General features: G+C 40.0%; 23 protein-coding genes. 14 read left to right on the forward strand and 9 right to left on the reverse strand.

Features of this window, described 5'->3' with window-relative positions:
- Positions 1–27: 27 nt before the first annotated feature.
- The 5 genes from iscU to BLQ87_RS08725 all read left to right on the forward strand — a co-directional run bounded on the left by iscU (position 28) and on the right by BLQ87_RS08725 (position 5,032).
- Entirely contained in the window at positions 28–441 is a 414-nt protein-coding gene (iscU, locus tag BLQ87_RS08705; RefSeq protein ID WP_037445199.1) for a Fe-S cluster assembly scaffold IscU, read from the forward strand.
- A 69-nt stretch (positions 442–510) separates the two neighbouring features.
- Positions 511–837, forward strand: coding sequence for a HesB/IscA family protein (locus BLQ87_RS08710; protein WP_074605779.1), 327 nt, complete (start codon positions 511–513; stop codon positions 835–837).
- 102 nt (positions 838–939) lie between these two features.
- Positions 940–2,847, forward strand: a complete 1,908-nt coding sequence (locus tag BLQ87_RS08715; protein ID WP_074605780.1) for an AMP-dependent synthetase/ligase — start codon at positions 940–942, stop codon at positions 2,845–2,847.
- Between the two features lie 164 nt (positions 2,848–3,011).
- Positions 3,012–4,733: a lysine--tRNA ligase gene (gene lysS / locus BLQ87_RS08720; protein ID WP_074605781.1), complete on the forward strand. Its 1,722-nt coding sequence runs from the start codon at positions 3,012–3,014 to the stop codon at positions 4,731–4,733.
- 86 nt (positions 4,734–4,819) lie between these two features.
- Positions 4,820–5,032, forward strand: coding sequence for a hypothetical protein (locus tag BLQ87_RS08725; protein ID WP_074606884.1), 213 nt, complete (start codon positions 4,820–4,822; stop codon positions 5,030–5,032).
- Positions 5,033–5,077: 45 nt separating this feature from the next.
- Here the strand turns inward: BLQ87_RS08725 and BLQ87_RS08730 are convergent, their stop codons facing one another.
- Entirely contained in the window at positions 5,078–5,614 is a 537-nt protein-coding gene (locus tag BLQ87_RS08730) for a hypothetical protein (RefSeq protein ID WP_074605782.1), read from the reverse strand.
- A gap of 142 nt (positions 5,615–5,756) precedes the next feature.
- On the opposite strand from BLQ87_RS08730, the gene BLQ87_RS08735 reads away from it, so the two are divergent.
- Both BLQ87_RS08735 and ung read left to right on the forward strand, forming a co-directional pair.
- The gene (locus BLQ87_RS08735) at positions 5,757–6,269 is read left to right on the forward strand and encodes a thioredoxin family protein (RefSeq protein WP_074605783.1); all 513 of its coding nucleotides are present in this window, start codon (positions 5,757–5,759) and stop codon (positions 6,267–6,269) included.
- Positions 6,270–6,273: 4 nt separating this feature from the next.
- Complete coding sequence (gene ung / locus BLQ87_RS08740; RefSeq protein ID WP_074605784.1) at positions 6,274–6,951, forward strand: uracil-DNA glycosylase; 678 nt, start codon at positions 6,274–6,276, stop codon at positions 6,949–6,951.
- 100 nt (positions 6,952–7,051) lie between these two features.
- Here ung and BLQ87_RS08745 read toward each other — a convergent pair whose 3' ends face one another.
- Positions 7,052–8,752, reverse strand: coding sequence for a peptide-N-glycosidase F-related protein (locus tag BLQ87_RS08745; RefSeq protein ID WP_074605785.1), 1,701 nt, complete (start codon positions 8,750–8,752; stop codon positions 7,052–7,054).
- 400 nt (positions 8,753–9,152) lie between these two features.
- Between BLQ87_RS08745 and BLQ87_RS08750 the strand changes: the two genes are divergently transcribed.
- Together BLQ87_RS08750 and BLQ87_RS08755 are read left to right on the forward strand one after the other, a co-directional pair.
- Complete coding sequence (locus BLQ87_RS08750) at positions 9,153–11,075, forward strand: hypothetical protein (protein WP_074605786.1); 1,923 nt, start codon at positions 9,153–9,155, stop codon at positions 11,073–11,075.
- Between the two features lie 20 nt (positions 11,076–11,095).
- A complete protein-coding gene (locus BLQ87_RS08755) occupies positions 11,096–12,142 on the forward strand; it encodes a ferritin-like domain-containing protein (RefSeq protein WP_074605787.1) in 1,047 nt (348 codons plus the stop codon).
- 250 nt (positions 12,143–12,392) lie between these two features.
- Here the strand turns inward: BLQ87_RS08755 and BLQ87_RS08760 are convergent, their stop codons facing one another.
- Positions 12,393–12,863 carry an Lrp/AsnC family transcriptional regulator gene (locus BLQ87_RS08760; RefSeq protein WP_048906633.1) on the reverse strand — a complete coding sequence of 157 codons (471 nt, stop codon included), beginning with the start codon at positions 12,861–12,863 and terminating at the stop codon, positions 12,393–12,395.
- Between the two features lie 139 nt (positions 12,864–13,002).
- Here BLQ87_RS08760 and BLQ87_RS08765 point away from each other — a divergent pair, with 139 nt between their 5' ends.
- The 3 genes from BLQ87_RS08765 to smpB all read left to right on the forward strand — a co-directional run bounded on the left by BLQ87_RS08765 (position 13,003) and on the right by smpB (position 16,083).
- Positions 13,003–13,656 carry a metal-dependent transcriptional regulator gene (locus BLQ87_RS08765; protein WP_074605788.1) on the forward strand — a complete coding sequence of 218 codons (654 nt, stop codon included), beginning with the start codon at positions 13,003–13,005 and terminating at the stop codon, positions 13,654–13,656.
- A gap of 1 nt (position 13,657) precedes the next feature.
- Positions 13,658–15,517: an Nramp family divalent metal transporter gene (locus tag BLQ87_RS08770; RefSeq protein ID WP_074605789.1), complete on the forward strand. Its 1,860-nt coding sequence runs from the start codon at positions 13,658–13,660 to the stop codon at positions 15,515–15,517.
- Between the two features lie 116 nt (positions 15,518–15,633).
- On the forward strand, positions 15,634–16,083 hold the full coding sequence (gene smpB / locus BLQ87_RS08775; protein WP_074605790.1) for an SsrA-binding protein SmpB: 450 nt from the start codon (positions 15,634–15,636) through the stop codon (positions 16,081–16,083).
- A 1-nt stretch (position 16,084) separates the two neighbouring features.
- On the opposite strand, the gene BLQ87_RS08780 is transcribed toward smpB, so the two are convergent.
- The 3 genes from BLQ87_RS08780 to BLQ87_RS08790 form a co-directional block, all read right to left on the reverse strand.
- Positions 16,085–16,741, reverse strand: coding sequence for a protein-L-isoaspartate(D-aspartate) O-methyltransferase (locus BLQ87_RS08780; protein WP_074605791.1), 657 nt, complete (start codon positions 16,739–16,741; stop codon positions 16,085–16,087).
- A gap of 86 nt (positions 16,742–16,827) precedes the next feature.
- Positions 16,828–19,305: a replication restart helicase PriA gene (priA, locus tag BLQ87_RS08785; protein ID WP_083361821.1), complete on the reverse strand. Its 2,478-nt coding sequence runs from the start codon at positions 19,303–19,305 to the stop codon at positions 16,828–16,830.
- 2 nt (positions 19,306–19,307) lie between these two features.
- Entirely contained in the window at positions 19,308–19,694 is a 387-nt protein-coding gene (locus BLQ87_RS08790; protein ID WP_074606887.1) for a DUF423 domain-containing protein, read from the reverse strand.
- Positions 19,695–19,864: 170 nt separating this feature from the next.
- On the opposite strand from BLQ87_RS08790, the gene BLQ87_RS08795 reads away from it, so the two are divergent.
- Together BLQ87_RS08795 and BLQ87_RS08800 are read left to right on the forward strand one after the other, a co-directional pair.
- Positions 19,865–21,427: a hypothetical protein gene (locus BLQ87_RS08795; protein ID WP_143010388.1), complete on the forward strand. Its 1,563-nt coding sequence runs from the start codon at positions 19,865–19,867 to the stop codon at positions 21,425–21,427.
- A 56-nt stretch (positions 21,428–21,483) separates the two neighbouring features.
- Positions 21,484–22,884 (forward strand): DUF5723 family protein, encoded by a 1,401-nt coding sequence (locus tag BLQ87_RS08800; RefSeq protein ID WP_074605794.1) that lies wholly within the window; start codon positions 21,484–21,486, stop codon positions 22,882–22,884.
- A 42-nt stretch (positions 22,885–22,926) separates the two neighbouring features.
- Here the strand turns inward: BLQ87_RS08800 and BLQ87_RS08805 are convergent, their stop codons facing one another.
- The 3 genes from BLQ87_RS08805 to BLQ87_RS08815 all read right to left on the reverse strand — a co-directional run bounded on the left by BLQ87_RS08805 (position 22,927) and on the right by BLQ87_RS08815 (position 24,436).
- Positions 22,927–23,220, reverse strand: a complete 294-nt coding sequence (locus tag BLQ87_RS08805) for a hypothetical protein (RefSeq protein WP_143010389.1) — start codon at positions 23,218–23,220, stop codon at positions 22,927–22,929.
- Positions 23,221–23,504: 284 nt separating this feature from the next.
- Positions 23,505–23,909, reverse strand: a complete 405-nt coding sequence (locus BLQ87_RS08810) for a hypothetical protein (RefSeq protein ID WP_074605796.1) — start codon at positions 23,907–23,909, stop codon at positions 23,505–23,507.
- Positions 23,910–24,040: 131 nt separating this feature from the next.
- Positions 24,041–24,436: a hypothetical protein gene (locus tag BLQ87_RS08815; protein ID WP_074605797.1), complete on the reverse strand. Its 396-nt coding sequence runs from the start codon at positions 24,434–24,436 to the stop codon at positions 24,041–24,043.
- Positions 24,437–24,552: the final 116 nt, after the last annotated feature.

A 24,552-nucleotide genomic window follows, 5' to 3' on the forward strand; every position in this document is an offset into this window, starting at 1 on the left:
CTAACCGGGGATTTAGAGGAAAATAAAATGGCATACTCAGAGAAAGTAATGGAACACTATACCAACCCAAGAAACGTTGGTACTTTAAATAAAGATAGTAAATCTGTTGGAACAGGATTAGTTGGCGCACCTGAGTGCGGTGACGTAATGCGCCTGCAGATTGAAGTAGATGAAAACAATGTAATTACAGATGCAAAATTCAAAACCTTTGGTTGCGGATCTGCAATTGCTTCTTCTTCTTTAGCTACAGAATGGTTAAAAGGAAAAACTGTTGATGAAGCATTGACTATCGACAATATGGATATCGTGGAAGAACTGGCTTTACCTCCGGTAAAAATTCACTGTTCGGTATTGGCAGAAGATGCGATCAAATCAGCAATCAACGATTACCGTGTTAAAAATGGTATGGAGCCGATTGCAATGCCTAAATCTCATCACTAATTTCTATTCTGATTTTAGTTTTGGTATACCATTTGAACGATCATTCCTGAAATTAAATACTATAAAAAGATGATTACGATAACCGATAAAGCGAAAAGCAAAATTGATCACCTGATGCAGGATTCGCATCTGGATGAAAAATATTTTTTGCGTGTCTCTGTAAAAGGTGGAGGCTGCTCAGGTTTATCATACAATTTAGATTTTGATAACGAAGAGAAAGCCGGAGACCAGTTTTTTGAAGATAGAGGAATCAGGATCGCATTAGACATGAAATCCTTCCTATATCTTGCAGGCACTGAACTTGACTTTACAGATGGTTTAAACGGAAAGGGATTTAACTTCAATAATCCCAATGCAAGCCGCTCTTGCGGTTGTGGCGAAAGCTTCTCTGTTTAAAAGATAAACCTTATTTATTTTAAAGGGCACAATAGTGCCCTTTTTTCATTTCCAAAGAAAAAAGTTTATCATTGTCCCTCCAATCAAACAAAATAAATCAATATGGTATTATTCAATGAGTTTTCTACTGTCCCAAGCCTCTTGAGAAATGTGGTAGAAAACATCCATAAACCAGAGGAAACCTTCCTGATTCATAAGAAGAATACAGAATGGGAAGAGATCTCCTTTGGGAAAACACTTGAACACGCGGATGCAGTAGCTACCTTTTTCCTGGATAAAGGAATTGTAAAAGGCGACAGAATGGGTTTGATGATCGAAAACTCACCTGAATATGTCTACTATGATCAGGGCATTCAACAGATTGGTGCCATCAATGTCTCCATCTACCCTACTTTATCAGAACACGAAGTAGAATACATCATCAACGATTCAGGAATCAGGGCCATATTAATAGGCAATCCTTTTCTCTATAAAAAAATCATCAAAATAGCAGGAAACTGCAGGCAACTACAATACATCATCCCCGTTTTTGCCGAATATCAAAAGATCGCTTTACCGGAAGACATGAGAACGGAGGTGATCCCTTTTTCTGAACTACTGGAGACTCCGGTAAGCGATGAAAACAGCTCAGAAATCACGCGTTTACGTACGGCTTTACGCCCATCAGATATTTCTTCCCTGATCTATACCTCCGGTACTACCGGAACGCCTAAAGGAGTCATGTTATCGCATTACAATTTTGTCGAAAATGTAAGGGCCTGTCTGGAGCAGATCACGGTGATCAACGAAACAGATACCTTTTTGTCCTTTCTTCCACTGTCTCATGTATTTGAACGTACTGCAACTTACCACGTGTGTTGCGCACAAGGTTGCAAGATCGCCTATGCACAAAGCCTGGAATTGCTGGCAAAAAATATGGGAGAGATCAAACCCACAGTGATGAGTTGTGTCCCACGTCTGCTGGAAAGGATTCACGATAAGGCCATCAAAAGCGGTACTGCAGAAGGTGGGTTAAAAGCAAAAATTTTCCTTTGGGCATTGGAAACCGGACAAGAGTACCGCAGACAAAAAGAAGCGGGCAAAAATCCCGGGATCATCTTATCCGGTAAAAAAGCCATCGCCGAGAAACTGGTCTTCAGTAAGATTAAAGAAAAGACCGGTGGAAGGTTAAAATTCATGCTCTCCGGTGGTGCTGCACTACCGAAGAATGTAGGTGAGTTTTTTGGTAACCTGGGCATCAAAGTACTGGAAGGATTCGGATTAACAGAAACCTCTCCGGTGATGGCGGTGACAGAATACGACAGACAGGTTTATGGTACGGTAGGACGCGTCATTCCAGGGATAGAAATTGGCATTCAAAACATAGAAACGAAAGAAATACTGAGCATTCAGACGCATGAAACTTTTAAAGAAGATTTTGAATGTGAAGAAGGAGAAATCATCGTTCGTGGTCATTGTGTAATGCAAGGGTATTTTAATAAACCTGCGGAGACTGCAGAAGCGATAGATAAAAATGACTGGTTCCATACCGGAGATATCGGTCGTTTCTATAGGGGAAACCTTCAAATTACTGATCGGTTAAAAAACATGATCGTCAATGCTTATGGTAAAAATGTATACCCTACCCCGGTAGAAAACATTTACCTGAAAAGCCTTAAGATTGACCAGCTGTTTTTAATTGGTGATAAAAGAGAATACCTGACAGCTTTCATCATTCCTAATAAGGAAAATCTGCAAGAGGAATTCAAACTTCCGGAATCGTTTTTCCAGAAACCTGAACTATTTATAGAAGACAAAGAGATTGTGGAATGGATTGGAAAGGACATTAAAAAGCTATCCAATGACCTGGCGAAATTTGAGCGCATTAAAAATTTCAAGATCAAAAGGAATCCTTTTAGCATCGAGGATGGAGAAATGACCCCAACGCTGAAAGCAAAAAGAAAGGTGATTGAGAAAAAGTATGCGGCAAACATTGATGAAATGTATACGGAGTCTGTTGAGGCAGACTAATAGGACAACCTTTTTGAGCTCTTATTGTAAATAACATACACGTTACAAATATTCATTTATGCATATTATGGTTCAAATCACTATTTTTGCGTAAATACTGAAATCAGTATTCAATCAATAACACAACAAACATTTTCCGGCGTGACGCCGGACAGATCACATATATGAGTACAGGACTATCAGAACAAGAGTTATTGCGCAGAAATTCGCTAAATCAACTCCGTGAATTAGGGATCGATCCCTACCCTGCCGAAGCATTTGAAATCAATGCTAATGCTGCAGATATTTTAGCTAACTACGAAAGAGATAAAACAGCTTATAAGAATATCAGCATTGCAGGTCGTATCATGACCCGTAGAATTATGGGAAGTGCTTCCTTCGTAGAATTACAAGACTCCACAGGCAGAATCCAGGTTTATCTGAAAAGAGACGACCTGTGCCCTGATGAGGATAAGACCTTGTACAACACTGTATTCAAGAAGTTATTAGATCTTGGCGACTTTATCGGCGTTAAAGGTTATGTTTTCACGACTCAGACAGGAGAAATCTCCCTTCACGTCACTGAATTCAAATTGCTCTCTAAATCCTTAAAACCTTTACCAGTGGTAAAACGTGATGAGGAAGGAAATATTTACGATGGTTTCACCGATCCTGAAATGCGCTACAGACAGCGTTATGTCGATCTTACCGTAAACCCTGGATTCAAACAGATCTTCATCAACCGTTCCAAAGTGATTAATACCATGAGGAACTATTTTGATGAACAGGGATGGATGGAGGTGGAAACACCGATCCTTCAGCCGATTCATGGTGGTGCTGCAGCGCGTCCTTTCGCAACCCATCACAACACCCTGGATATGCCATTATACCTTCGTATTGCCAACGAATTATACCTTAAAAGGTTAATCGTAGCAGGTTTCGACGGGGTATATGAGTTCGGTAAGATGTTCAGAAATGAAGGTATGGACCGTACACACAATCCGGAATTCACTTCAATGGAGATCTATGTAGCTTATAAAGATTATATCTGGATGATGGCTATGGTAGAAGAATGTCTGGAGAAAATTACCCTTGCCATTCATGGAAAGGCAGCCATCGAAGTTGGTAAACATACCATCAACTTTGAAGGTCCTTACGAAAAACTGACCATGTATGAGTCGATCCAGAAATACACTGGTATTGACGTTTCTGCCATGACAGAAGACGAAATCAAAGACGTTTGCAAAAGCCTGAACATTGAAGTTGATGCTTCTATGGGCAGAGGTAAACTGATTGATGAGTTGTTTAGTGAGAAAGTAGAAGCCAACCTGATCCAACCTACCTATATTACGGATTATCCTTTGGAAATGACTCCTCTTGCGAAAAAACACAGAAGCAAAGAAGGTCTGGTAGAAAGATTCGAGTTATTTGTAAACGGAAAAGAAATCGCAAATGCTTACTCTGAGCTGAACGATCCGATTGATCAGAAAGAACGTCTGGAAGATCAGTTGAAACTGGCTGCAAGAGGTGACGATGAAGCGATGGCGATGGATGATGACTTTATCCGTGCCCTGGAATACGGAATGCCTCCTACCTCAGGTTTAGGAATCGGAATTGATAGGTTAGTGATGCTGATGACCAACCAGTCTACCATTCAGGAAGTCTTGTTCTTCCCTCAAATGAGACCGGAGAAAAAAGCAAAGATTACTACTGATGAAGATTTCGTCAATGCCGGAATCCCTGCAGAATGGGTTCAGGTGATTAGAAAAATGAATATCAATACAATTGAAGAACTGAAAGCTGCCAGTCCAAATAAGGTTTTCAATGATTTAGGTGGAATGCGCAAGAAAATGAAGTTAGAATTAACCATGCCTTCAAAAGAAGACGTAACTGCCTGGTTTTCTTAACAAACTGATAACAAAAATTTAAAGGCTTGCTACATTATTTGTAGCAAGCCTTTTTTATTTTTAGGCATATTTAAATGATAGAAAATATGAACAGTTCAAGTTTAGAAATAACCGAAAAAGAATACTGCATCAAATTGAGCAAAGAAGCCTTTGATTTAACCTTAATCCGCCAGCTGATCACCAGGATCCAGTCGGAGCAATTGTTTTTCAGCAAAAAGAAAGACTATATGGAAGATGATATCATCAGCAGAACTACGCGTGACAGCATTGAGAATTTCGACAGATTGAGTGAAAAATAAAAAGCCACATTTGCATGTGGCTTTTTATTTGATTTATTTTTGATGTTATCTGTATCTTATTTGTTGTCTGTCCATCAATCCCATTTGATCTTTCATTTGTTTGATCTGATCAGCAAGTAATTTATTCTTATCGGCTTTCTTCGCTTCTGTCAGATACATCTGCGCTTCTCTCTTGTTTCTCTTTCCCATTGCAATTCCTGCAAGGCTTAATTTAGCCAACGCAATGTTGTGGTCCATTGTCATCCCTAAAGAAAGTGCTTTCTTAAAGTATTTCTCTGAAGCCATTGGTGCTTTTCTAGACTCAATCAAACCAATCAACAGGTTATAGTAGCCATGTTGGGTCCTGATCAGTTGTTTTTCATAATTGGTAATTCTATTCAGAAAAACTTCTGATTTAGGCATATTGTCTTTTCTCAGATACCACTGCGCAAGCAACATATTTTCGTTGAAGAAGTAAGTCACCAGGATTAAAATACTTATGAAAAATGCTAAAATTCCCCATCCCCATAAACCGAAGACCATCAGGGCAATCGCCCCTCCTAACACTGCAAAACCTAAAATAAGGCGAACTATATTTGGCATATTCCTTTTAAATTATTTTTTGCAAATATCGTGTTTATATAACAAAAAGTAGATTTAAAGTTATAATTTCAACAAAAAAAGAAGGAGCGCTGACCTCTTTAAACGTGGAAAGCGATTATAGATCATTATAAGCCGTTATACTATGAAAAAATTGATCAGCGCCATACTATTACTATTCGCTATGAATGCCAGCTCACAAGAAATCAATAAGAAAATCCAGGATGATGCAGGAAATGTACTTGGATTGATCAATACCTGTACCAGGGAAGGTTTAAGTACCATCCCGGAAATGAAGAGCAGGTATGATGTAGAATACCCCAACTATCAACCCGACAGCGCCACATTAAAGGCATTAAAACCGCTGTTAAAAGGAAAGAAAATCACGATTGTGATGGGCACCTGGTGCGGTGACAGTCATTTGCAGGTTCCTCACTTTTACAAGATTCTGGATGCACTGAAGATCTCTGAAAACGAAACGGAACTCATTTGTGTAGATCGGAGTAAAAAGGCAGAAAACGGATTGATAGACCAATTAAATATTTTACACGTGCCAACCTTTATCTTCACAGAAAAGGGAAAAGAAATAGGCCGTATCATAGAATCACCAAGAGAGACCCTTGAAAAAGATATGTTGAGTATCTTAGCAAAAAAATAATGTTATGCCTGTTGATTTAGATAAAAGCTGGGTAAAAGCCCTGGACGGTGAGTTTGATAAAGCATATATGAAAGCTTTAAAAGCATTCTTACTGGAAGAAAAAGAAAATGGATATACCATCTATCCAAAAGGTGCAGATATTTTCAATGCACTGAACCATACTCCTTTTGATAAAGTAAAAGTCGTGATTTTGGGGCAGGATCCTTATCATGGTGTCGGACAAGCCCATGGCTTATCCTTCTCGGTACAAAAAGGAATGACCATTCCCCCTTCTTTAAAGAACATTTATAAGGAACTACTGGAAGATATTCCAGGTTTCCAGATTCCTGCACATGGAAATCTTACCCAATGGGCAGATCAGGGCGTGTTATTATTGAACGCAACCCTGACCGTGCGCGCACAAACTGCCGGCTCTCATCAGGGAAAGGGCTGGGAAACCTTTACAGATAAGATCATTAGTGAATTGTCTGCGCAAAGAGAAGGACTGATTTTCATCCTTTGGGGAAGGTATGCACAAAATAAAGCTGCGCTAATTGATACCAGTAAGCATACCATTCTTACTGCCGCTCACCCCTCTCCTTTCTCAGCTTACAACGGTTTCTTTGGAAGCAAACACTTCTCAAAAACAAATGCGAAGCTAATTGAGGAAGGTAAAGCTCCGATCAACTGGCAAATCAGCTAATCAGGTAGGAAGGTAGTCACTAGTTGGCTGCCACGCCCGGCACAAAAACGATAAAGCCCTCCCTGCTGCAGAAAGGGCTTTATATTCTCAGGATATCAATTTATTGTGTTACCAAATAGGCCGACACATAATACTTACTATCTGTTTTTTCAAATTCGGCATCGGGGATTGATACTTTTAAGGTATGTTTTCCTTTTGCTAATGGACCAAGGTTGATCATACGCGTTTGTACCGGTCCTCCGGGGCACCATGAACGACGTTCTTTACTAATGTCACCGAAATAAATACCATTAGGTTGCGTGTTATACATTTCAAAAGGTGCACAATTCTGGCTCATTTCTAATCTGGTATATTCTTTACCGTCCAGATCTACTATATGTTCTCTCCAATTGTATTCTTCTCCACCTTCGGCCGCTCCATGTCCTGAAGAAATGACATAAAGAACGGTTGTTTTAGTGTCGTCAGGCAGTTCGAAACTCACTTGTTTGCTGTTTTTCCCGGCAGCTTTATCTTTGCCGTCTAAACTATAATAACTTAATAATGAAATTCCCTTCCGGGTAGACAGGTTTTTCGTTTTATCGCTGATTAAATCTACAGACACATTAAAAGTTAACAATGAGCCATCGCAACCGATTACCTCCCGTTGCCCGGCTCCGGTTGTACCAAATACTTCTGTCAATAAATAAACATCCTTTCCAGCTTGTTTTATCGTACTAACCATTTGGTCTATCTGTGCTTCGTAAGGAATATGGTCTGGCTGACGAGTACGATACATAAATGGTGTCATGATCCTTAAAAGCTCAAATTGCTCCGCTTTTTCTAACTTAAATTGTTCACCTTTTGGCATAAGTGCCAAAGTCACGTGGCCAATTCTATCATAGTTATCGCATCCTGATTTTACGGTAACTTTTATTTTTAATGTTTGACCAATCTTGTCTATTTCGGCTGAACTAAGCTGATACAAGTACTCTGCATTGCTGATGCGTGTCAACCCCTTAGCCACCGGCTGAGCTACCTTTTGTGCATAACCATCATAAAAATCAACATTTTTTAAAACATTAACCGTTACCGTCTTCTCTTTTAACCTGGTTAAGGCATTTGTGATCTCCTTACCCAGCGTAGCATTTTTTTGTTTGGCCGGCAGCTGATCAAAAAATTGTTGCGCTTTATTGACATTGAAAGCAGAACCGTCAGTACTTACATAAATTAGCAGCGCTTCGGCAGCATAAGGTTTGGTAATATTTTTCGATAAAAATTCCGACAATTGCGCAAGTTTCAAATTCTTCACACTATCTATCTCTACATCCACACTTTTCCCTCGAATGGTATCTTCGGCTTTTACCCGCCTTTTTTTCCAACCTAATAAGCGCAATGAAGTATCTAACTTTAAATATGGCTTTTTAAACACCATATAATCATCATTTACGACAGAGCCACTGATGATGGCTTTACGCAAATAGCCTTTTGCAGTAACGGTCACCAATCCTTTATAGAGATATAAATTTAACGAATTAGGGTCAGCTGCTGTATTTGGCGAAGTATTTGGCTTAGTAAATTGTAATAAAGCTTTAATGTCTACATCAGCAGTACTTCTAAAACTGAATTTATTGTCTTTAATTACCGCGCTATCTAAAACATCTTTTCCATTTCTGTGATAGGTAAAATAAATTGCCCGATTGGCCGAATCGTAAGCAGGCAAATTAACCGTCCCTTGTAATTGGAAAGGAACATCAATGTTTTTTTGCGCCATTAAACCGGTCGATGAAATGCCAGTTAATAAAAGCAACAGATATTTTTTCATATTCAAAATTTAAAATGTTTTACTTGTCTTTTTCTAAAATAAGCCAGGCCAATTTAGCCTCTTTCTCCATAGACCCGATAAATATCATCAAAAATTAAAAGTGAATCTGCTCTTATTTTGTCTAAATATGATGCAAAATATACCAAGGTAAGCTCAAACGAAAAATCCGTCGGTTAACGTCATCCCCCGTGTACAAATCCCGGGACTTTTTCTGCATGATTTGAGATGATTAGCGAATTTCGTACTTCCAAACCACAAATAACCTGCAACAGGATAGTATGTCCTTTTTATAAGCAAAACCCCTTTTTGCAAACACATTCATTGCTGATAAAAAAAAAAGAAAAAATCTCATTAACTTGGAAGAACAAATTGTTTACAACAATACTAACTCAATTAACGCATGTCTTATCTCAACTCTCCAGGGATCACATTTTCCGGCGACTTTCAGTCGGATGTATCCACAGTAAATAATGATGTCCGACACTACGACATTAAAACTTTTGAAAAGCGCTTTCAGGCAGCACCTGAGACCATAGACGGTCCCGATGGTCAATCTCTCAGTATTGAGAACGGCTGGTGGAACCCTGATGGGGGCGCAACGTTTAACCTTGTTAACTGTAAGATCCGTCAGACTACATCAAGCCCCGGCAGTACGGCTAGTGCTGAAGAACTGATTGGCTTTGAGTTATCCGGTGCTAAAGACAGGGCTCCCGGAAAGATGGTAGACCTGGATCCACAAATGCAAATGACTTCTGAACTTTGGGCAGTTAAAATAAGAATAAGCGCTCCCGACGGCTCCCTCCTGTTAGAAGGAGATCTTCACCCGACAGGTTTCCGTGATCTTGGCACCCGCCAGTTCCCCAAAAACAATCAGGACACTGCTTACGTTAGAAACGGACAAAGTCTTGGTGCGCATTACGTCAGCATAATTGAAAATATAACCTGGGCTGAAAAGGCAACTCAGATTCCGTTGATTACCGAACTAAAAAAGGAGACCCAGGACAATAAACTAAGCATCGGATTTTCTGTATCTGCTTATTATTATGCACACCAGGACGGCAGGTTTTCGCTCGGTAAAGTTATTGGTTCAATAGGCCCATGGAAAAAAACGGAACCTCTTAGGTTTGCCGCAACCAGAAGGCTGTGGACCACTGACCAAAGCTATTTCACTGACACCAATTTTTTGGTACAACCGGGTAGAATAAGAGTAGACCTGGGAATGTCGTTTCCCATGGCAGATCCGCTGGGAAGCCCTTACCCTGCTTTTAAAGAACTATTCCTGGCAGTGTGCACCGGTACACCAATTTCCAGCAGCGACACTACTCAAAATCTCGACCCGGCAACCTATGAGCTGCTCTCCACGCTGAATGTACCCTCAGACCCACAATGGCTACTCAATACAGGAGGTATCTGGGATATCAGCATAACCCCGGCTCAACAATTATTAATAAAAGAAAGACAAGTCCTTTTGTTAGCAAGATTTGGCAAGAATACCATATTGCTTTGCCGGGAAGCGGCGGAAGGATGGTACATTAGGTGTGACCAAAATGTCATCAGACTCGACCCCGGAGAAACTATTTCTGCCGACTTCTATACTTATCAGTGGGGAAAGCCGGCAGCTGGTCAGACCATCACCATAATGTCTAACAAGCCTGGTTCGGGAGGTGGTGGCGGAAGTACCGAAAACCCCAAACCTCCGCTGGCTAAAATCCCATGGATCAACCAGCCGGTCTCCGCACTGAAATATGTTGCAACCTCTGTCACCGATTTAAACGGAAAAGCGACCGTGCAATTTAAGGGATCAGATCCCGGGAACCCCAGAGGATACCTTGATGGCCAAATTTATATCCTTAACTATGGTATTAAAGGACTCTCGACCGACCAACACGGTCTTGACCAGGTCTTCGTCCACTTGCGCGATGAATATGTAATACCTAAAAATCCGGTCTGGTCTGATATAAAAGACACGATGATACAATATGCGAACCTCTATCCAATCATGAGCAAACATGTTGCCGACCTCGGTGATCCTCATGCCGTCATCAAAAAAAAGGAGATCATTTTGTTTGCATTTACCCGCGCGATCAACGATCCGATCTATATGCCGGTAACCAGGGATCTCTCGGCTAATAAACTTGCAACAATTGTAAAATGGCTTAACAATCCGATACTTGATGACAAAAAAACAGAGAAGATTAGCCTGAAATCAGCAGCGCTTTCCTTTGAAGCTTTTCAGCCGCTATCCCAGGAGGACCTGCCTATTCTTGCTGAACCTAAACAGGCAATCACTGTTTTTAATCTTAAGTCATCTGAACCTTCTTAACGCCTTTAAATCTTTAAGTCATGCTAAAAATTAGCCCCGAATACATTAATCAAGTGAAGCAAGCCACTGTTCCGGAAGACCTTTTTGGACCGCTTCAATCGGCTTTGATGCTGGAGCATTCCACTATTCCCCCATACCTGACCGCTATGTTTTCGCTAAAACCTGGCAAGAATCTTTATATCCGGGAAGTGATTCACTCGATTGTCATTGAAGAAATGCTGCACCTGACCATAGTTGCCAATATTCTGAACGCTTTAGGTGGATCCCCTGTTTTAAACAACAAAAACTTCATTCCGCAGTATCCCGGTCCACTTCCTATGGGAATCGGAGATCAGCTCGTTGTCGGGCTCACAAAATATAGCACAGACCAGGTCAAAAATGTCTTCATGGAAATCGAGGAACCGGAAATCCCTTTGGTGATTCCTGAGATGAAATCATTTAAGGCAGCCAAAGTTGACTACCACACCATTGGAGAATTTTATAAGGAGATTCAAGCCAAAATCGCGGAACTGGCTATTAGCACCATGCCTGGAGACCCGAAGAAACAGGTGGTGTCTGCTTTTTTCAAAGCAGATCAGTTATTCCCCATCACCAATACGCAGGACGCTCAGAAAGCGATCGATATTATTGTAGAACAAGGAGAAGGTACTGACAAGTCTCCCGCTTTCGATTTAGATGAAATAGCGCATTATTATAAATTTGAAGAACTTTATAAAGGGCGAAAAATAGTAGCCGATTCAGATTCCCCGTTGGGCTATTCTTTTTCGCAGGAACCAATACCTTTCGATGCTGATGAGGTCTTCAACTTTTTTCCAAACACCAAATCAGATATGATCCCACCTGAACATGAAGGTTACAGACTGATCAATCAATTTAATTTCAGCTACGCTACACTTTTAAACGGCCTAAACAGGACTTTCAACGGTGAACCGGACTTCCTCCCCCACACGATCGGAATCATGTATGATTTAAAATTATTGGCAGAAAAGCTCGGTTCTATGAATTTTCCTGGCAAAAAAGGATACACCATAGGGCCATCATTTGAATATGTTGAGGTAAACCTATAGATAAAAGTAGTGACATACGGTGTTTGAATGCAAACGATGAACTTCTTCAGCAATATCAGAAAAACGATAGGCAAGGTTGATTTAGCCTTTGGTAGAAATTTGAGCTAAAGAAAATATTGAAACAGAGTTGAATCAACGACTGAACATGAAAGTACTTTGCCGGGGACTCAAAATCAGGTAGGAAGGAGGTGTCTAAAAAGCACCTCCTTTATGTTCAAACAAGGAAATCCCCTGTCGTCCGAAAATAAGCTTAATACTCCAAAGGAACGATCGGTTCTTTTTTGGTCGTAGACATGATCATCATCGTCTGAAAAGTCTTCACTACAGAAATCTTACTGATTTTATCCATGATCAAACGCTCATAAGCTTTGATGTCATTTACATATACCTTTAACAGAAAATCTGCCTGTCCGGTTACATGGTGGCATTCTGTAATCTCTTTAATCTGATTTACCTCATCCAAAAAGATCTGAATGGTATTGTTTTTATGAAAGTCCAGTTGAACCTGGATGAAAGTTTTGATTCCTAAGCCCAGTTTCTCTTCATCAACCAAAGCATGGTAACTCTTTATAAAGCCAGACATCTCCAGTTTACGGACGCGCTCTAAAGTCGGTGCAGGAGAGAGTCCAATCTCCTGAGAAAGGAGTAAGTTGGTAATCCGACCGTTCTCCTGTAGTAATTTAAGTATTTTAAAGTCTGTTTTATCTAATTCTGCTGCCATCTGTGTTTTAAAATATGGTCAAAGGTAGGCTATCAATGCGTAATTCACCAAATTTTATTCTATTAATCGTGTAAAAATTTATAGTTTATTTCTCTTTATTTTTTTAGATTTGTCTAAATATATAGTTAGATACACAAAAATGCAATCATTCACTGAAGAGAACTACCTGAAGATCATCTACCATTTATCGGTCAACAATGACCAGGCGGTACAAACCAATGCTATCGCCGAGAAAATGCAGACCAAAGCTGCTTCAGTAACAGACATGATTAAAAAACTGGCCGATAAACAGCTGGTAGATTACAAAAAGTATCAGGGTGTGCATTTAACACAGACCGGAAGACAAGCTGCTATTAATATTGTCCGGAAACACCGGCTTTGGGAAGTCTTTCTTGTAGAAAAACTAAATTTTAAATGGGATGAAGTCCATGACATTGCAGAAGAACTCGAGCACATCAACTCGGCAGAGCTGGTAGAACGTTTAGATGAGTTCCTCTCTTTTCCGAAAAATGATCCTCATGGCGATCCAATCCCCGATAAACATGGGAAATTTGATGCCGTTCCATTTACCAAGCTGAGCAAACTTAAAACCGGAGAAAAGGGACTCATCATGGGGGTCAGTGAACACTCCTCCGCATTTTTAAAGCATCTTGAAAAACTAGGGCTCACCCTTGGGAAAACATTAACATTAACCACCATCACAGATTTTGACGGTTCTGTAGAAATCATCGTCGAAGACAAAAAAATCAGCGTTACCAGAGAAGTAGCCAAACACATACTCATCAGGATTTAATATGAAGCATTCCGAATCACTAAGCGAAGTAAATCAAACTGTAGACACCAGCAAGCGGACCGGATGGCGCCGTATCTTATCTTTTATCGGGCCTGCATACCTGGTTAGTGTGGGTTATATGGATCCTGGAAACTGGGCAACCGATATTGCAGGAGGAAGTAAATTTGGTTATCAGCTGATCTGGATCTTATTAATGTCTAACCTCATTGCCTTGTTGCTACAATCTTTGAGCGCAAGGTTAGGTATTGTCCGCGGACTCGACCTGGCACAGGCTTCGAGAAATGCTTATCCCAAATGGATCAATATTCCTCTGTTTGGACTGGCCCAAACCGCCATCATTGCCTGCGACCTTGCTGAGATCATCGGGATGGCCATTGGTTTACAGCTCTTATTCGACCTTCCCTTGATCTGGGGGATAAGTGTGACCATTTTTGATACCGTTTTATTACTCTTTCTGCTCAACAAAGGAATGCGCAAAATGGAAGCGTTCATTGTCTCCATGGTCTTTATTGTGGGGCTATCCTTTTTGGTGGAGATGTTCATTGTAGAACCTTCCTTAAAAGAAATTGTGAAAGGTTTTGAACCCTCTATGTTATCTGGAGATGCATTATACATTGCCATCGGGATCATCGGTGCCACAGTGATGCCACATAACTTATACCTTCATTCTTCACTGGTACAAACCAGAAAATTTGAACGGGACCAGAAGGGGATCAAAGAAGCCATTAAGTTTAACTTTATTGATACTGCTGTTGCTCTGAACCTTGCCTTTTTTGTCAATGCAGCGATCTTAATTCTTGCTGCAGCTGCATTTTATAAAAATGGATTACATGAAGTTGCAGAAATTCAGGATGCCCATAAATTACTGCAAAATATCTTCGGTAATGTAGCCCCCGCCCTCTTTGCCATCGCCTTAATTGCCGCCGGACAGAGCTCTACGGTAACCGGAACACTGGCCGGGCAGATCGTTATGGAAGGCCATTTGAAATTGAGAATTCAACCCTGGTTACGCCGTTTAATTACCCGTTTACTGGCCATTATCCCAGCGTTTTTTACCATTCTTTGGTTTGGCGACAGTGCCTTGGGAGGCTTGTTAATCCTGAGTCAGGTGGTATTGAGTTTACAATTAGGGTTTGCAGTGATCCCATTGATTCATTTTACCTCGGACAAGAAAACCATGAAGGGTTTTGCGATCAAGCCATGGGTAAAAATATTGGCCTGGATTAGCTCTTTGCTCATCGTTGCATTGAATGTCAAACTGGTGATTGAAGAAATCAGCAACTGGTCCAGTTCAGGAGGCTGGTATTTATATGTAATTGTCATCCCAGTGGCGATTCTCGTCGGTTTACTCTTGCTTTATGTATTCATTTATCCGCTCCTGAGTTCTAAAAAAGAGGAACACGACAATGTCCCACACGGAGTTGCACTGGATATCGGAACCGTAGAAAAAATTAGTTATACCAGAATCGGGATTACCGTTGATTTCTCTAAAAACGACAGAAATACCATCCGGCATGCCCTTCTTCAGGGAGGTAAACACGCCAATTACTACCTGATTCACGTTGTAGAAACTGCCGCAGCCAGGTATCATGGAAAATCAGTCCTTGATTATGAAACACAAAGCGATGCCGAGAATCTGGAGAAATACCGGACAAATCTGAAAGAACTTGGCTATCATGCTACAGCACATATCGGTTATGGCGGGACAGTAACTGCAATTGTAGAGATCAGCAAGCAGAATAACCTGGAATTACTCGTGATGGGTGCCCATGGGCATCAGGGTTTAAAAGACCTGATTTTAGGAACAACTGTCAATTCTGTGAGACATAAAGTAACTATTCCGGTATTAATTGTCCGATAAAATTCAGAAATCCCTATTTCTTTCGGATATTAGCGCTATTCTTATCAAACCTGAACTAAGTTCAGGTTTGATAATTGCTTTGAACCCATCTTCAAAGCCGAAACAACAAATTACAGATGAAGAACGATATCCAGATTAAAAATAAAAGAGCCTACTTTGATTACCATATTGTTGAGGAATTTAATGCCGGACTAGCCCTCTTGGGTACGGAGATTAAAGCCATCAGACAAGGAAAAGCAAATATGTCCGATGCCTTTTGCATGTTCATAGGTGAGGTTCTTTATGTCAGAAATTTACACATTTCCGAATATAGCCACAGCTCTTTCCACCATCACGACATTAAGCGCGATCGCATCTTGCTGCTCCATAAAAAAGAACTGAAGAAACTGAAAGCGAAAAGTGAAGAAAAGGGATATACCATTGTTCCTTTAAGGATCTATACCAACGATAGAGGTTTTGCAAAAATCCAGATTGCTTTGGCACAGGGTAAAAAGGAATTCGACAAAAGGGACAGCATAAAAGACAGAGAATCCAAAAGAGAAATGGATCGGGCAATGAAGTTTTAACTTACCAGGCCTGGTCCCCTACTAAAGGAACAAAGCGGAAGGTATCGAGCTCTATACGTTCATAATCCGTTTCACTTACCCTGATGACCGTCACCATTTTCTGAGTATGCTCATCTCCGACAGGGATGACAAGAATGCCGCCTATTTTCAATTGTTTGAGCAGAATCTCCGGAACGAAAGGCGCACCGGCAGTAACGATAATCTTATGATAAGGAGCGTATTCTGCAATGCCTTTAGAACCATCTCCAAAGAAAAAGTTAGCATTGTACCCCATTCCCGGCAAAACACGGATGGTATGTCTGTAAATGCTTTCCTGACGTTCTATGGTGTATACATTGGCACCCAACTCCATTAAAATGCAGGTTTGATATCCCGATCCTGTACCGATTTCTAATACTTTATCTCCTTTTTTGATGTGGAGCAATTCGCTTTGGTAAGCAACAGTATAAGGCTGAGAAATGGTTTGTCCATCCCCGATCGGGAAAGCGATATCTTTATAAGCCTGATTCCAGAAAGTTTCATCAAAGAAAAAATGACGCGGCACCTTCCCGATTGCATTCAACACATTTTTATCTGTGATGCCCCTGCCTTCGAGATGAGCAACCAATTTCTTTCTTGCTCCCCGCTCCCTGTAATTATCTACAAACTTATACGCCATTACATCAAAAATAGGCTTTTGAAATCTAATCCTGAACTATATTCGATGGCAAAATTCTAATCCTCACAGTATCAATCGCTATAAAACTAGTATGGATCGACATCTACCTGAACAATGGCACTTCTATAGTCTTTTTGCGACTGGAATTGTAAAATAACCTCCTTCAATACCGATTTCACTTTCGTAATCGCCGTGTTTTTATCGCTTTTGATGATGATCTGTTTGATGTAATAATTCCTGATCCTGCCCACCATAGGTTGTTCCGGCCCGAGAACCCGGTTCCCCAATTGCACCCGTAAAGCAGTTGCAAATTGTTGGGCGGCAACATTTAACAGGTTCATGTCTTTATGTTTAATGTTGACAAAAATCATACGGGTAAAAGGCGGATAATGAAACTCCCTTCGCTCCCTGATTTCGTCCGTATACATCTCCTGGTACTTATTTTCAATCACCTGCGCAATGATCCGGTGCTTGTCGTCATAAGCCTGAATGACTACTTTTCCCTGCTTATCCCTTCTTCCTGCCCTACCGGCCACCTGCGCCAGCAACTGGTAACTTCTTTCAAAGGCCCGGAAGTCCGGATAATTCAACAGCGTATCCGCATTAATCACTCCGATGAGCGTCACGTTATCAAAATCCAATCCTTTCGCCACCATTTGAGTACCAATCAGAATGTCTGTTTTTTTCTCCTGAAAATCGGAAATGATTTGTTGCAATCCGTTCCTTGTCCTCGTGCTATCTACATCCAAACGGGCAATTTTAGCTTCCGGAAAGATCAGGCTTAACTCTTCTTCAACCCTTTCCGTTCCGAAGCCTTTCTGCTCAATGTGTACCGAACCGCAGGCAGGACAAACATTGATGCTGCTCTGATGGTAACCACAATAATGACAATGCAGCTTTCCGCTCGTTTTATGATAAGTAAGACTCACATCACAATTCACACATTTAGGCGCATAACCGCAGGTCGCACAGATGAGAATCGTTGCATAGCCCCTCCTGTTTTGAAACAGGATGACCTGTTCATTGAGCTTCAGTGTAGCCTCAATCTCGTCAACCAGGATATTGGAAAAATAGGAAACCATTTTCTTCTTTTTGGTTTCTTCCGCAATGCTGATGACTTCCTGAACCGGCAGTTCCACCCCTCCAAACCGCTCGCTCATTGTTACCAATCCGTATTTCTGATGCAGGGCATTGAAATAACTTTCAATTGAAGGTGTTGCAGAGCCCAAAACAACTTTTGCTTTATGCAGCCAGGCCAGATATACCGCGGCATCCCTTGCCTGATAACGTGGTGCAGGTTCCTGCTGTTTATAGGAGGATTCATGCTCTTCATCCACCACAATCAGTTTTAAATCCTGAAAAGGCAGGAATACCGCAGAACGGGCACCCAGAACGACTCTGTATTTCCCATTCAGGACCTTATTCCAGATCTCTACCCGTTCATTGTTATTGAATTTGGAATGATACACCCCAATCGCATCGCCGAAATAACGTTGAATACGTTCTACAATCTGGGTGGTTAAGGCAATCTCCGGCAATAAGAAAAGAACTTGTCCTCCTTTTTCAATGGCCTTTTCAATGAGTTTAATATAAACCTGCGTTTTACCTGAGGCCGTTACCCCATGTAGTAAAACCACATCTTTTTGATCAAATTCGTTTTCAATTTGTGTCAGCGCCTGTCCCTGTGTCTCACTCAATTCAAAGTTCATCACGAAATCATCGTCCTGTTCTTTCAACCTGCTCACAGGCTTCTTCTCTATCACAAAAACCTCTTTGTTCAGCAGCGTTTTAAGCGTACTCTCACCACAATCACTCTCCTCCAGAAGTTGTTGCTTAGGAATCAGACTTTGTTGCTTAGAAAGCTTTAAAAATGCAAGCAGAACATTCATTTGTTTAGGCTGCCGTTCCAACACAGAAAATAGTTGTCTCAGATTTTCTTCTTCATGGTAAAAAGAATGAAGGCTGACAAATGACTTCAGCATTGGTTTATATTTTTCCACCACTTCTTCAGCGATATAAACCATTTCCTTATCCAGTAAGGTATTGATGATTGGATACACGGTTTTCTGACCTAAGAGCGCCGACACCTGATCTATCGTCAGGCGGTTATGGATCTTTAAGGCATTGATCAGTATTTCCTGTTTTGCAGTTAAGACTTCCCCATCCTGAGGAAATTCTTCTTTGAGCACGATAATCGTCTCACTCGCCAGCTTTAAGCCAGCCGGCAATGCTGCAGACATCACTTCACCTTCGTTACAAAGGTAATAGTCCGACATCCAGTCCCAGAACTCCAGTTGGGTCGTAGTAATGACCGGATGATCATCAACAACATCAATAATATATTTTGCCTGATAAACCTCAGGGGCATTTTTTCCAATGCTCTTGATTAAGGCAGTATAAATCTTATTTTTTCCGAACTGAACCACCACGCGTTTTCCAACAGCGACCTGCGCGTTAAGGTCGAAGGGAACCCTGTAGGTATAATTTTTAGCCAGGGATAAAGGCAGGATGACTTCTATGAAGAGGGTCTCCCTTTCTTCAAATTCCAATTGATCAGCAGCCATCATTACTTATTTTTTGAAGCTGCAAGAAATAAACTCAGCCATCCGAGGATGAACAACAATCCACCTATCGGGGTTACAGGGCCGATAAAGCGCGTAAAACCAATCTGGGTAATCTCTCTTGTTGCCAGCAGATAAAGGGATCCTGAAAACAGGATAATTCCAAAAGTAAAAAAAACATATGCCAGCTTAATCAGTTTCGGCTGATTCAGACTGAGCTGCGAAAGGAACAATAAAGCGAAAGTATGGTAAAACTGGTATTCCACTCCTTTGCTCCAGATAACTAAAGCTTCCGGGCTGACCTGGCTCTTTAAACCATGGGCACCAAAGGCACCCAATACAACAGCGGTCAGTCCAAATAGAGATGCGGTTAAAATAATACGTCTGTTCATCATAAAATCGGCTTTTTTAATCCTCCAAATTTAAGAAACTTGGTTGCATTTTCTTAGTAATCCCAACTTATTAAATTAAATTTGTAGGAGCAACAATAAAACCTGCGCTGGCTTATCGCTTGCAAATTTAGGATTGGCTAAGTTTCACAACGGCAAAAAAAATATCTGATTTGAAAAAGATCCTCGTTAGCATCATCGTACTCCTGACAGCCATTGTTACCATGGCTTATTTATATTTCTCAAAACTGAACAAGCAACATGCCCCCTCCGACCTCAGTCTGTACGCTGCTGTAAACCAATCGGGCTTTGTGTTTTCTTTTGAGAATGACAAAAGTATTCTTGATATTTTCAAAGGACAAAACAACTTTGAGGAAATCATTGGAGAAGATAAAGCGAAACAGATGCAATCGTTAAAAACCTTTCTCCTATCCTCTCCAGGCATCAACAAGCTCATCCATAAACAAACGGTATACCTTAGTTTCCTGGCCGGAACAGGAAAAGAGATCAATTACCTCTTGAGTACGCAAAGTGGAACGGAAGTTAGCAAAAGACAATTATTCCAATCCATGAAATCCGGAAACATTCTGCTCGACAGTACCGGCAATACGACTAAAATCACCTTACCGGACAGCAGCATCTTTTATTTAGGAGTTAAAGACCATTTAATCCTGCTTTCCAATACTCCGCAGCCGGTCAAAGAAATACTATCGAAAACCTTTGATAAAAAAGACGACAATTTTGTGGCCTATATTAAGTCGGGCAGCAGGTTTTCCAAAAATAGCCTCGCCCAGCTTTACCTGAACTTTAACCGCATTCCGGCAATACTAAAAGCTGTAGTACCCGGAAAACTAACTGGAGAAGCCGCTGTTCTTGACCATCAGGACGCATTTGCATCATTCAGCTATAATTTCAGTAAGGAAAGGGTTTTATTTACAGGCACAACGCATTTAAACGATCCACATAGCTATTACCAGCTGTTCTCAGAAACTCCTCCACAGAAGATTACCATCAACACCATCCTTCCGGAACAAACGGCCAACTACAGCATCTATGCGGTAGATAGCTATGCCAACTGGAGAAAAAAACTGGAACCCTGGTTTGCCTACCGTAAGGAAGACAAAAAAAGGGCAAAACTCATTGAAGACATCAACCTGAAATACCATTTAAATCTGGAAGCACTTTTTCCAAAGTATTTCAAAAACCAATTCTTAAATTTTCAATTGGGCAGCCGCGAAAAACTGGCGGCAATAGACCTTACAAATGGCGACAAGCTCAATCAGTTGCTACTTGATTTAAGTGACAACTATTCGGACGAGATCAAGCAATTTAAAGAAGCTGATCTTTTATACACGTATTTTGGGATGCCATTTAAGGCTTATAAGAAACCCTATTATGTCATTATAGATAATTATCTGGTTTTTTCTAACTACGCCGCTCCTATACAGACCTTTCTAGATGATTACAGGAGTAATAAATTATTGGTCAATACCCACGCTTATACCAACGTAAACAATCAACTGCCCAACAATTCAAACCTCAATTTCTACGTGGACCATCGGAATTCTGCCGATCTTCTGACTAAAAATATTTACCTTCCTTACCTGAAACACCTTCAATCAGAAAAAGGACTAAAAGAATATGAAGCTTTCGTTTACCAGTTAAGTGGAGACAATGGAACTTTCCAAAGCAATATTCTGTTGAGCAAGCCATTGGTTATTGAAAAAGAATTTTAGAATCTTCACCATAAATCATTAATAATCATCAAGTTTGTTAAGCAATATTTTAAAACATGTTAAAAAGGGGAATAATTATCTGCATCTCACTCCTGTCCGCTCATTGCTTAAAAGCACAGCAGTATGGATTATTTAATACAAAAACGCTTTTTGACGGGTTCGAAAACCCTGCCCAAAAGACCTTTACACTGGATTCTTCCAGAAAATTCGCTTCTAACTTCCTCCTCCCTTATTTTGGGGTAAATGCCGCGAGTAAGGGCAATTCCGATTTCATCAGAAAGGCAATAAATGAGAACAAAACCGACAATAGCCTTTTACCTATGGGCCAAAAAGGAAACAATACCGTTGCCCAAAATACAAATGTCTATTTGTTCAATCTAAAGATTTTCAATTCTTACAAATACCAGAAAGAACTCGGCTTCTCCTGGCAACTCCGGACGGACGCTCACCTGAATTATACGAATGAAACCCTGGATTTACTCAATAATTACAGGAGCCTGATCGCACAACCACCGGCCTCAAGTGCATTTGACAATGATGGTTATGTCCAATCCTATCATCAGTTCAGCGTCAGTTACCGGGAAAATTACACGAAGAAATTAGCTTTTGGTGTCAAGCTCAGTATTTTAAGTGGAACCACATACAACAAACTGGACATCACAGACTCGGAACTAAAGGATATAGCCGGTGTAACGAATATTGCGTTCAATGGAAGTTATCGGGGTACTTTTACCAAAGGAAAGGAAATCTCCTACAACACTTTTATGCCCAGCTTTAGAAATCCAGGTGCTTCAATCAGTCTCGGAACTTCCTACAATGCTAAAAGTGGGGTATTTATCATGGCCAATTTAAAAGATCTTGGTTTCATACGCTGGAACAGCAAATCTTATTCAAAGGACATCAATGCATTAATTCCACTTACAGGTTCAGAGACCAATAAGGAGATGAAAAATCGCATTGCTGATGCCATCACACTTACACCAGACACCAATAGTTTTTATTCCTTAACCAATGCAAAAGCTGATTTTATGCTCTCCAAAAGCTTTGGTTTCTATACCCCTGGAATAATTGTATCCAAGAACCTTTTTTATCAGGGCGGAGATGCAGCATTCGTCAACAAATTCAAATATGAAAACTTTTCTGTAACCGCTGTTCCTACTTATAATTTCAATAATCTATTCTTCATGGGGCTCCAGGGAATGTACCAAACGCCTAATTTTGAAGTATTCCTTGGCTCCGATGACTTGTTCAAAACTGTAAGTCAGGCTCAAGGGTATTTTAATAAAGATGCCACAACAGGAAAAGGTTATAATGGCGCAGCCGTTTACTTCGGACTGGCAATAAAGGTAGGAAACTTCGTGGAACATCCACTAAACAGCAGTACTATGCCAGGTCTGGGAGATGAACCAACCAGCCTGTTCAAAAAGTTTTTCAGTATTTTCTCTAAGAAAAGATAGCGACGTTATTAATCCCATAGTCTTTTCAGGATCAGACCGAATTTAAATTATTTTTCGGCTATCATTTTCCACTATCTCATTTAAAAATCCGTATCCAATAATTTTTCCTGGATGACCGAAAAAGAATTTTTCCTCAAGATGTCTAGCCCCAATAAATTTATCTGGATCTAGTATTTCAATTTTTACAATAAAAAAATCATTATTTTCTCGTACTTCTATAAATCGGGAGGGCATTAGGTAGCTTTCATTCGTCTCCGGCCAAATCGACACTCTAAGGGTATTATTGATCCTAATTCCTTCGAGCATTTTGAAAAACGTAAAAGACAATACTGACATTTTTTCTTATTTAACGAAGTATTACTTTTCTTCTTCCAGGGGAAGACGAATATACGCTTTAAATCTCTTCTCAATTGCTCAAATTCATTGACCAGATCACTTACCATCTCTATTAAACCACATCACAAACCCTTCTACCTCTATTTCTGCTTCCACGTTTAAAGATTTAACAATTTTTCGAAAAGCAAAATCAATAACTTCATCTATACGATCACAATCGGGCTCAAAAATTACAACCCACTTCTTCTGGTATTAAAATCTCAAAGCATATCTCCATAATGTCACTAATCTACATTCTGTGAGGTTGCTATGATCTCATCATATTCCAAATTCATATTCTGAATCCGATCTTCTGATAGCCATCTCGACTTTCCAACTCTATAGCTCCCAGCCACAATATAATATTGATTATTTTCAGATGTGATTTCAAATATTTTATAGCCTAGTTTATTTCTATAGTGCCGTAATTTTTTCGGAATAGAATTTTCAATTTGATGAATAATAACTCCTGGTAAAATGGATGGAATATCCAAATAAGCAACCGCAGAAAATTCTATATCAATATTAAATTTTTCAGATTCGCTGAATATCACTCGATCTGGATATTTCAATGGGCTTCTCAAGATCAAAAAACTATGACTCACTGTATAAGCCCAAGTCTTAAATGTTCTATTTAATAATTCATTCATTTCATTTATTTAAATGGATTTCCAACCTTTGAAAAGCTCTTCTGCAACTAGAATCTATAAAATTCTTTAAATTTTCCTAATACTATTATTTAATTACGCTATTCACTCATTTGGATTGGGCTTTTATCATCCTAACCCACTTTTATTTTGAGAGAATTGGAGACTTCATTTACCTCAATTTCTTGACATATGAAATTAACACTATCATTTTCATAATCTTCAATTTGAAAATTGAATCTCTCTAAACCGTCATCAGAAATATCCAAAATATCGAATCCCGAAATTTGATGCAAACCTATGCCATTAATATCAAGTTTCAAATTAGCCACATTTTTAAATGTTATTGATATCTCAAAAAAATCTTTCGACATATCTGGCCATTCGACAACACAATTTCTTACTTGACAATAAAAGATGATCACCAAATTATTGATTGACCATTCAACAGCTTTTATAAACGCCATATCTGAAGGCTTCCAAGCGCTATAGATATCTTTTATTTTTTCTATACTTTTAATTGCTTTCATCTTAAAAATTATTTTTTTTTAAAGCTAAACACAAATTCTTTTCCCAAAAGCAGACATGGGTTCAAATCAATGTAGATGTGGAATGCTATTTTCCAACAGTCGCATAATTTTAAACA

This window comes from Pedobacter steynii (genome assembly GCF_900103665.1).
GTDB classification, from domain to species: domain Bacteria; phylum Bacteroidota; class Bacteroidia; order Sphingobacteriales; family Sphingobacteriaceae; genus Pedobacter; species Pedobacter steynii.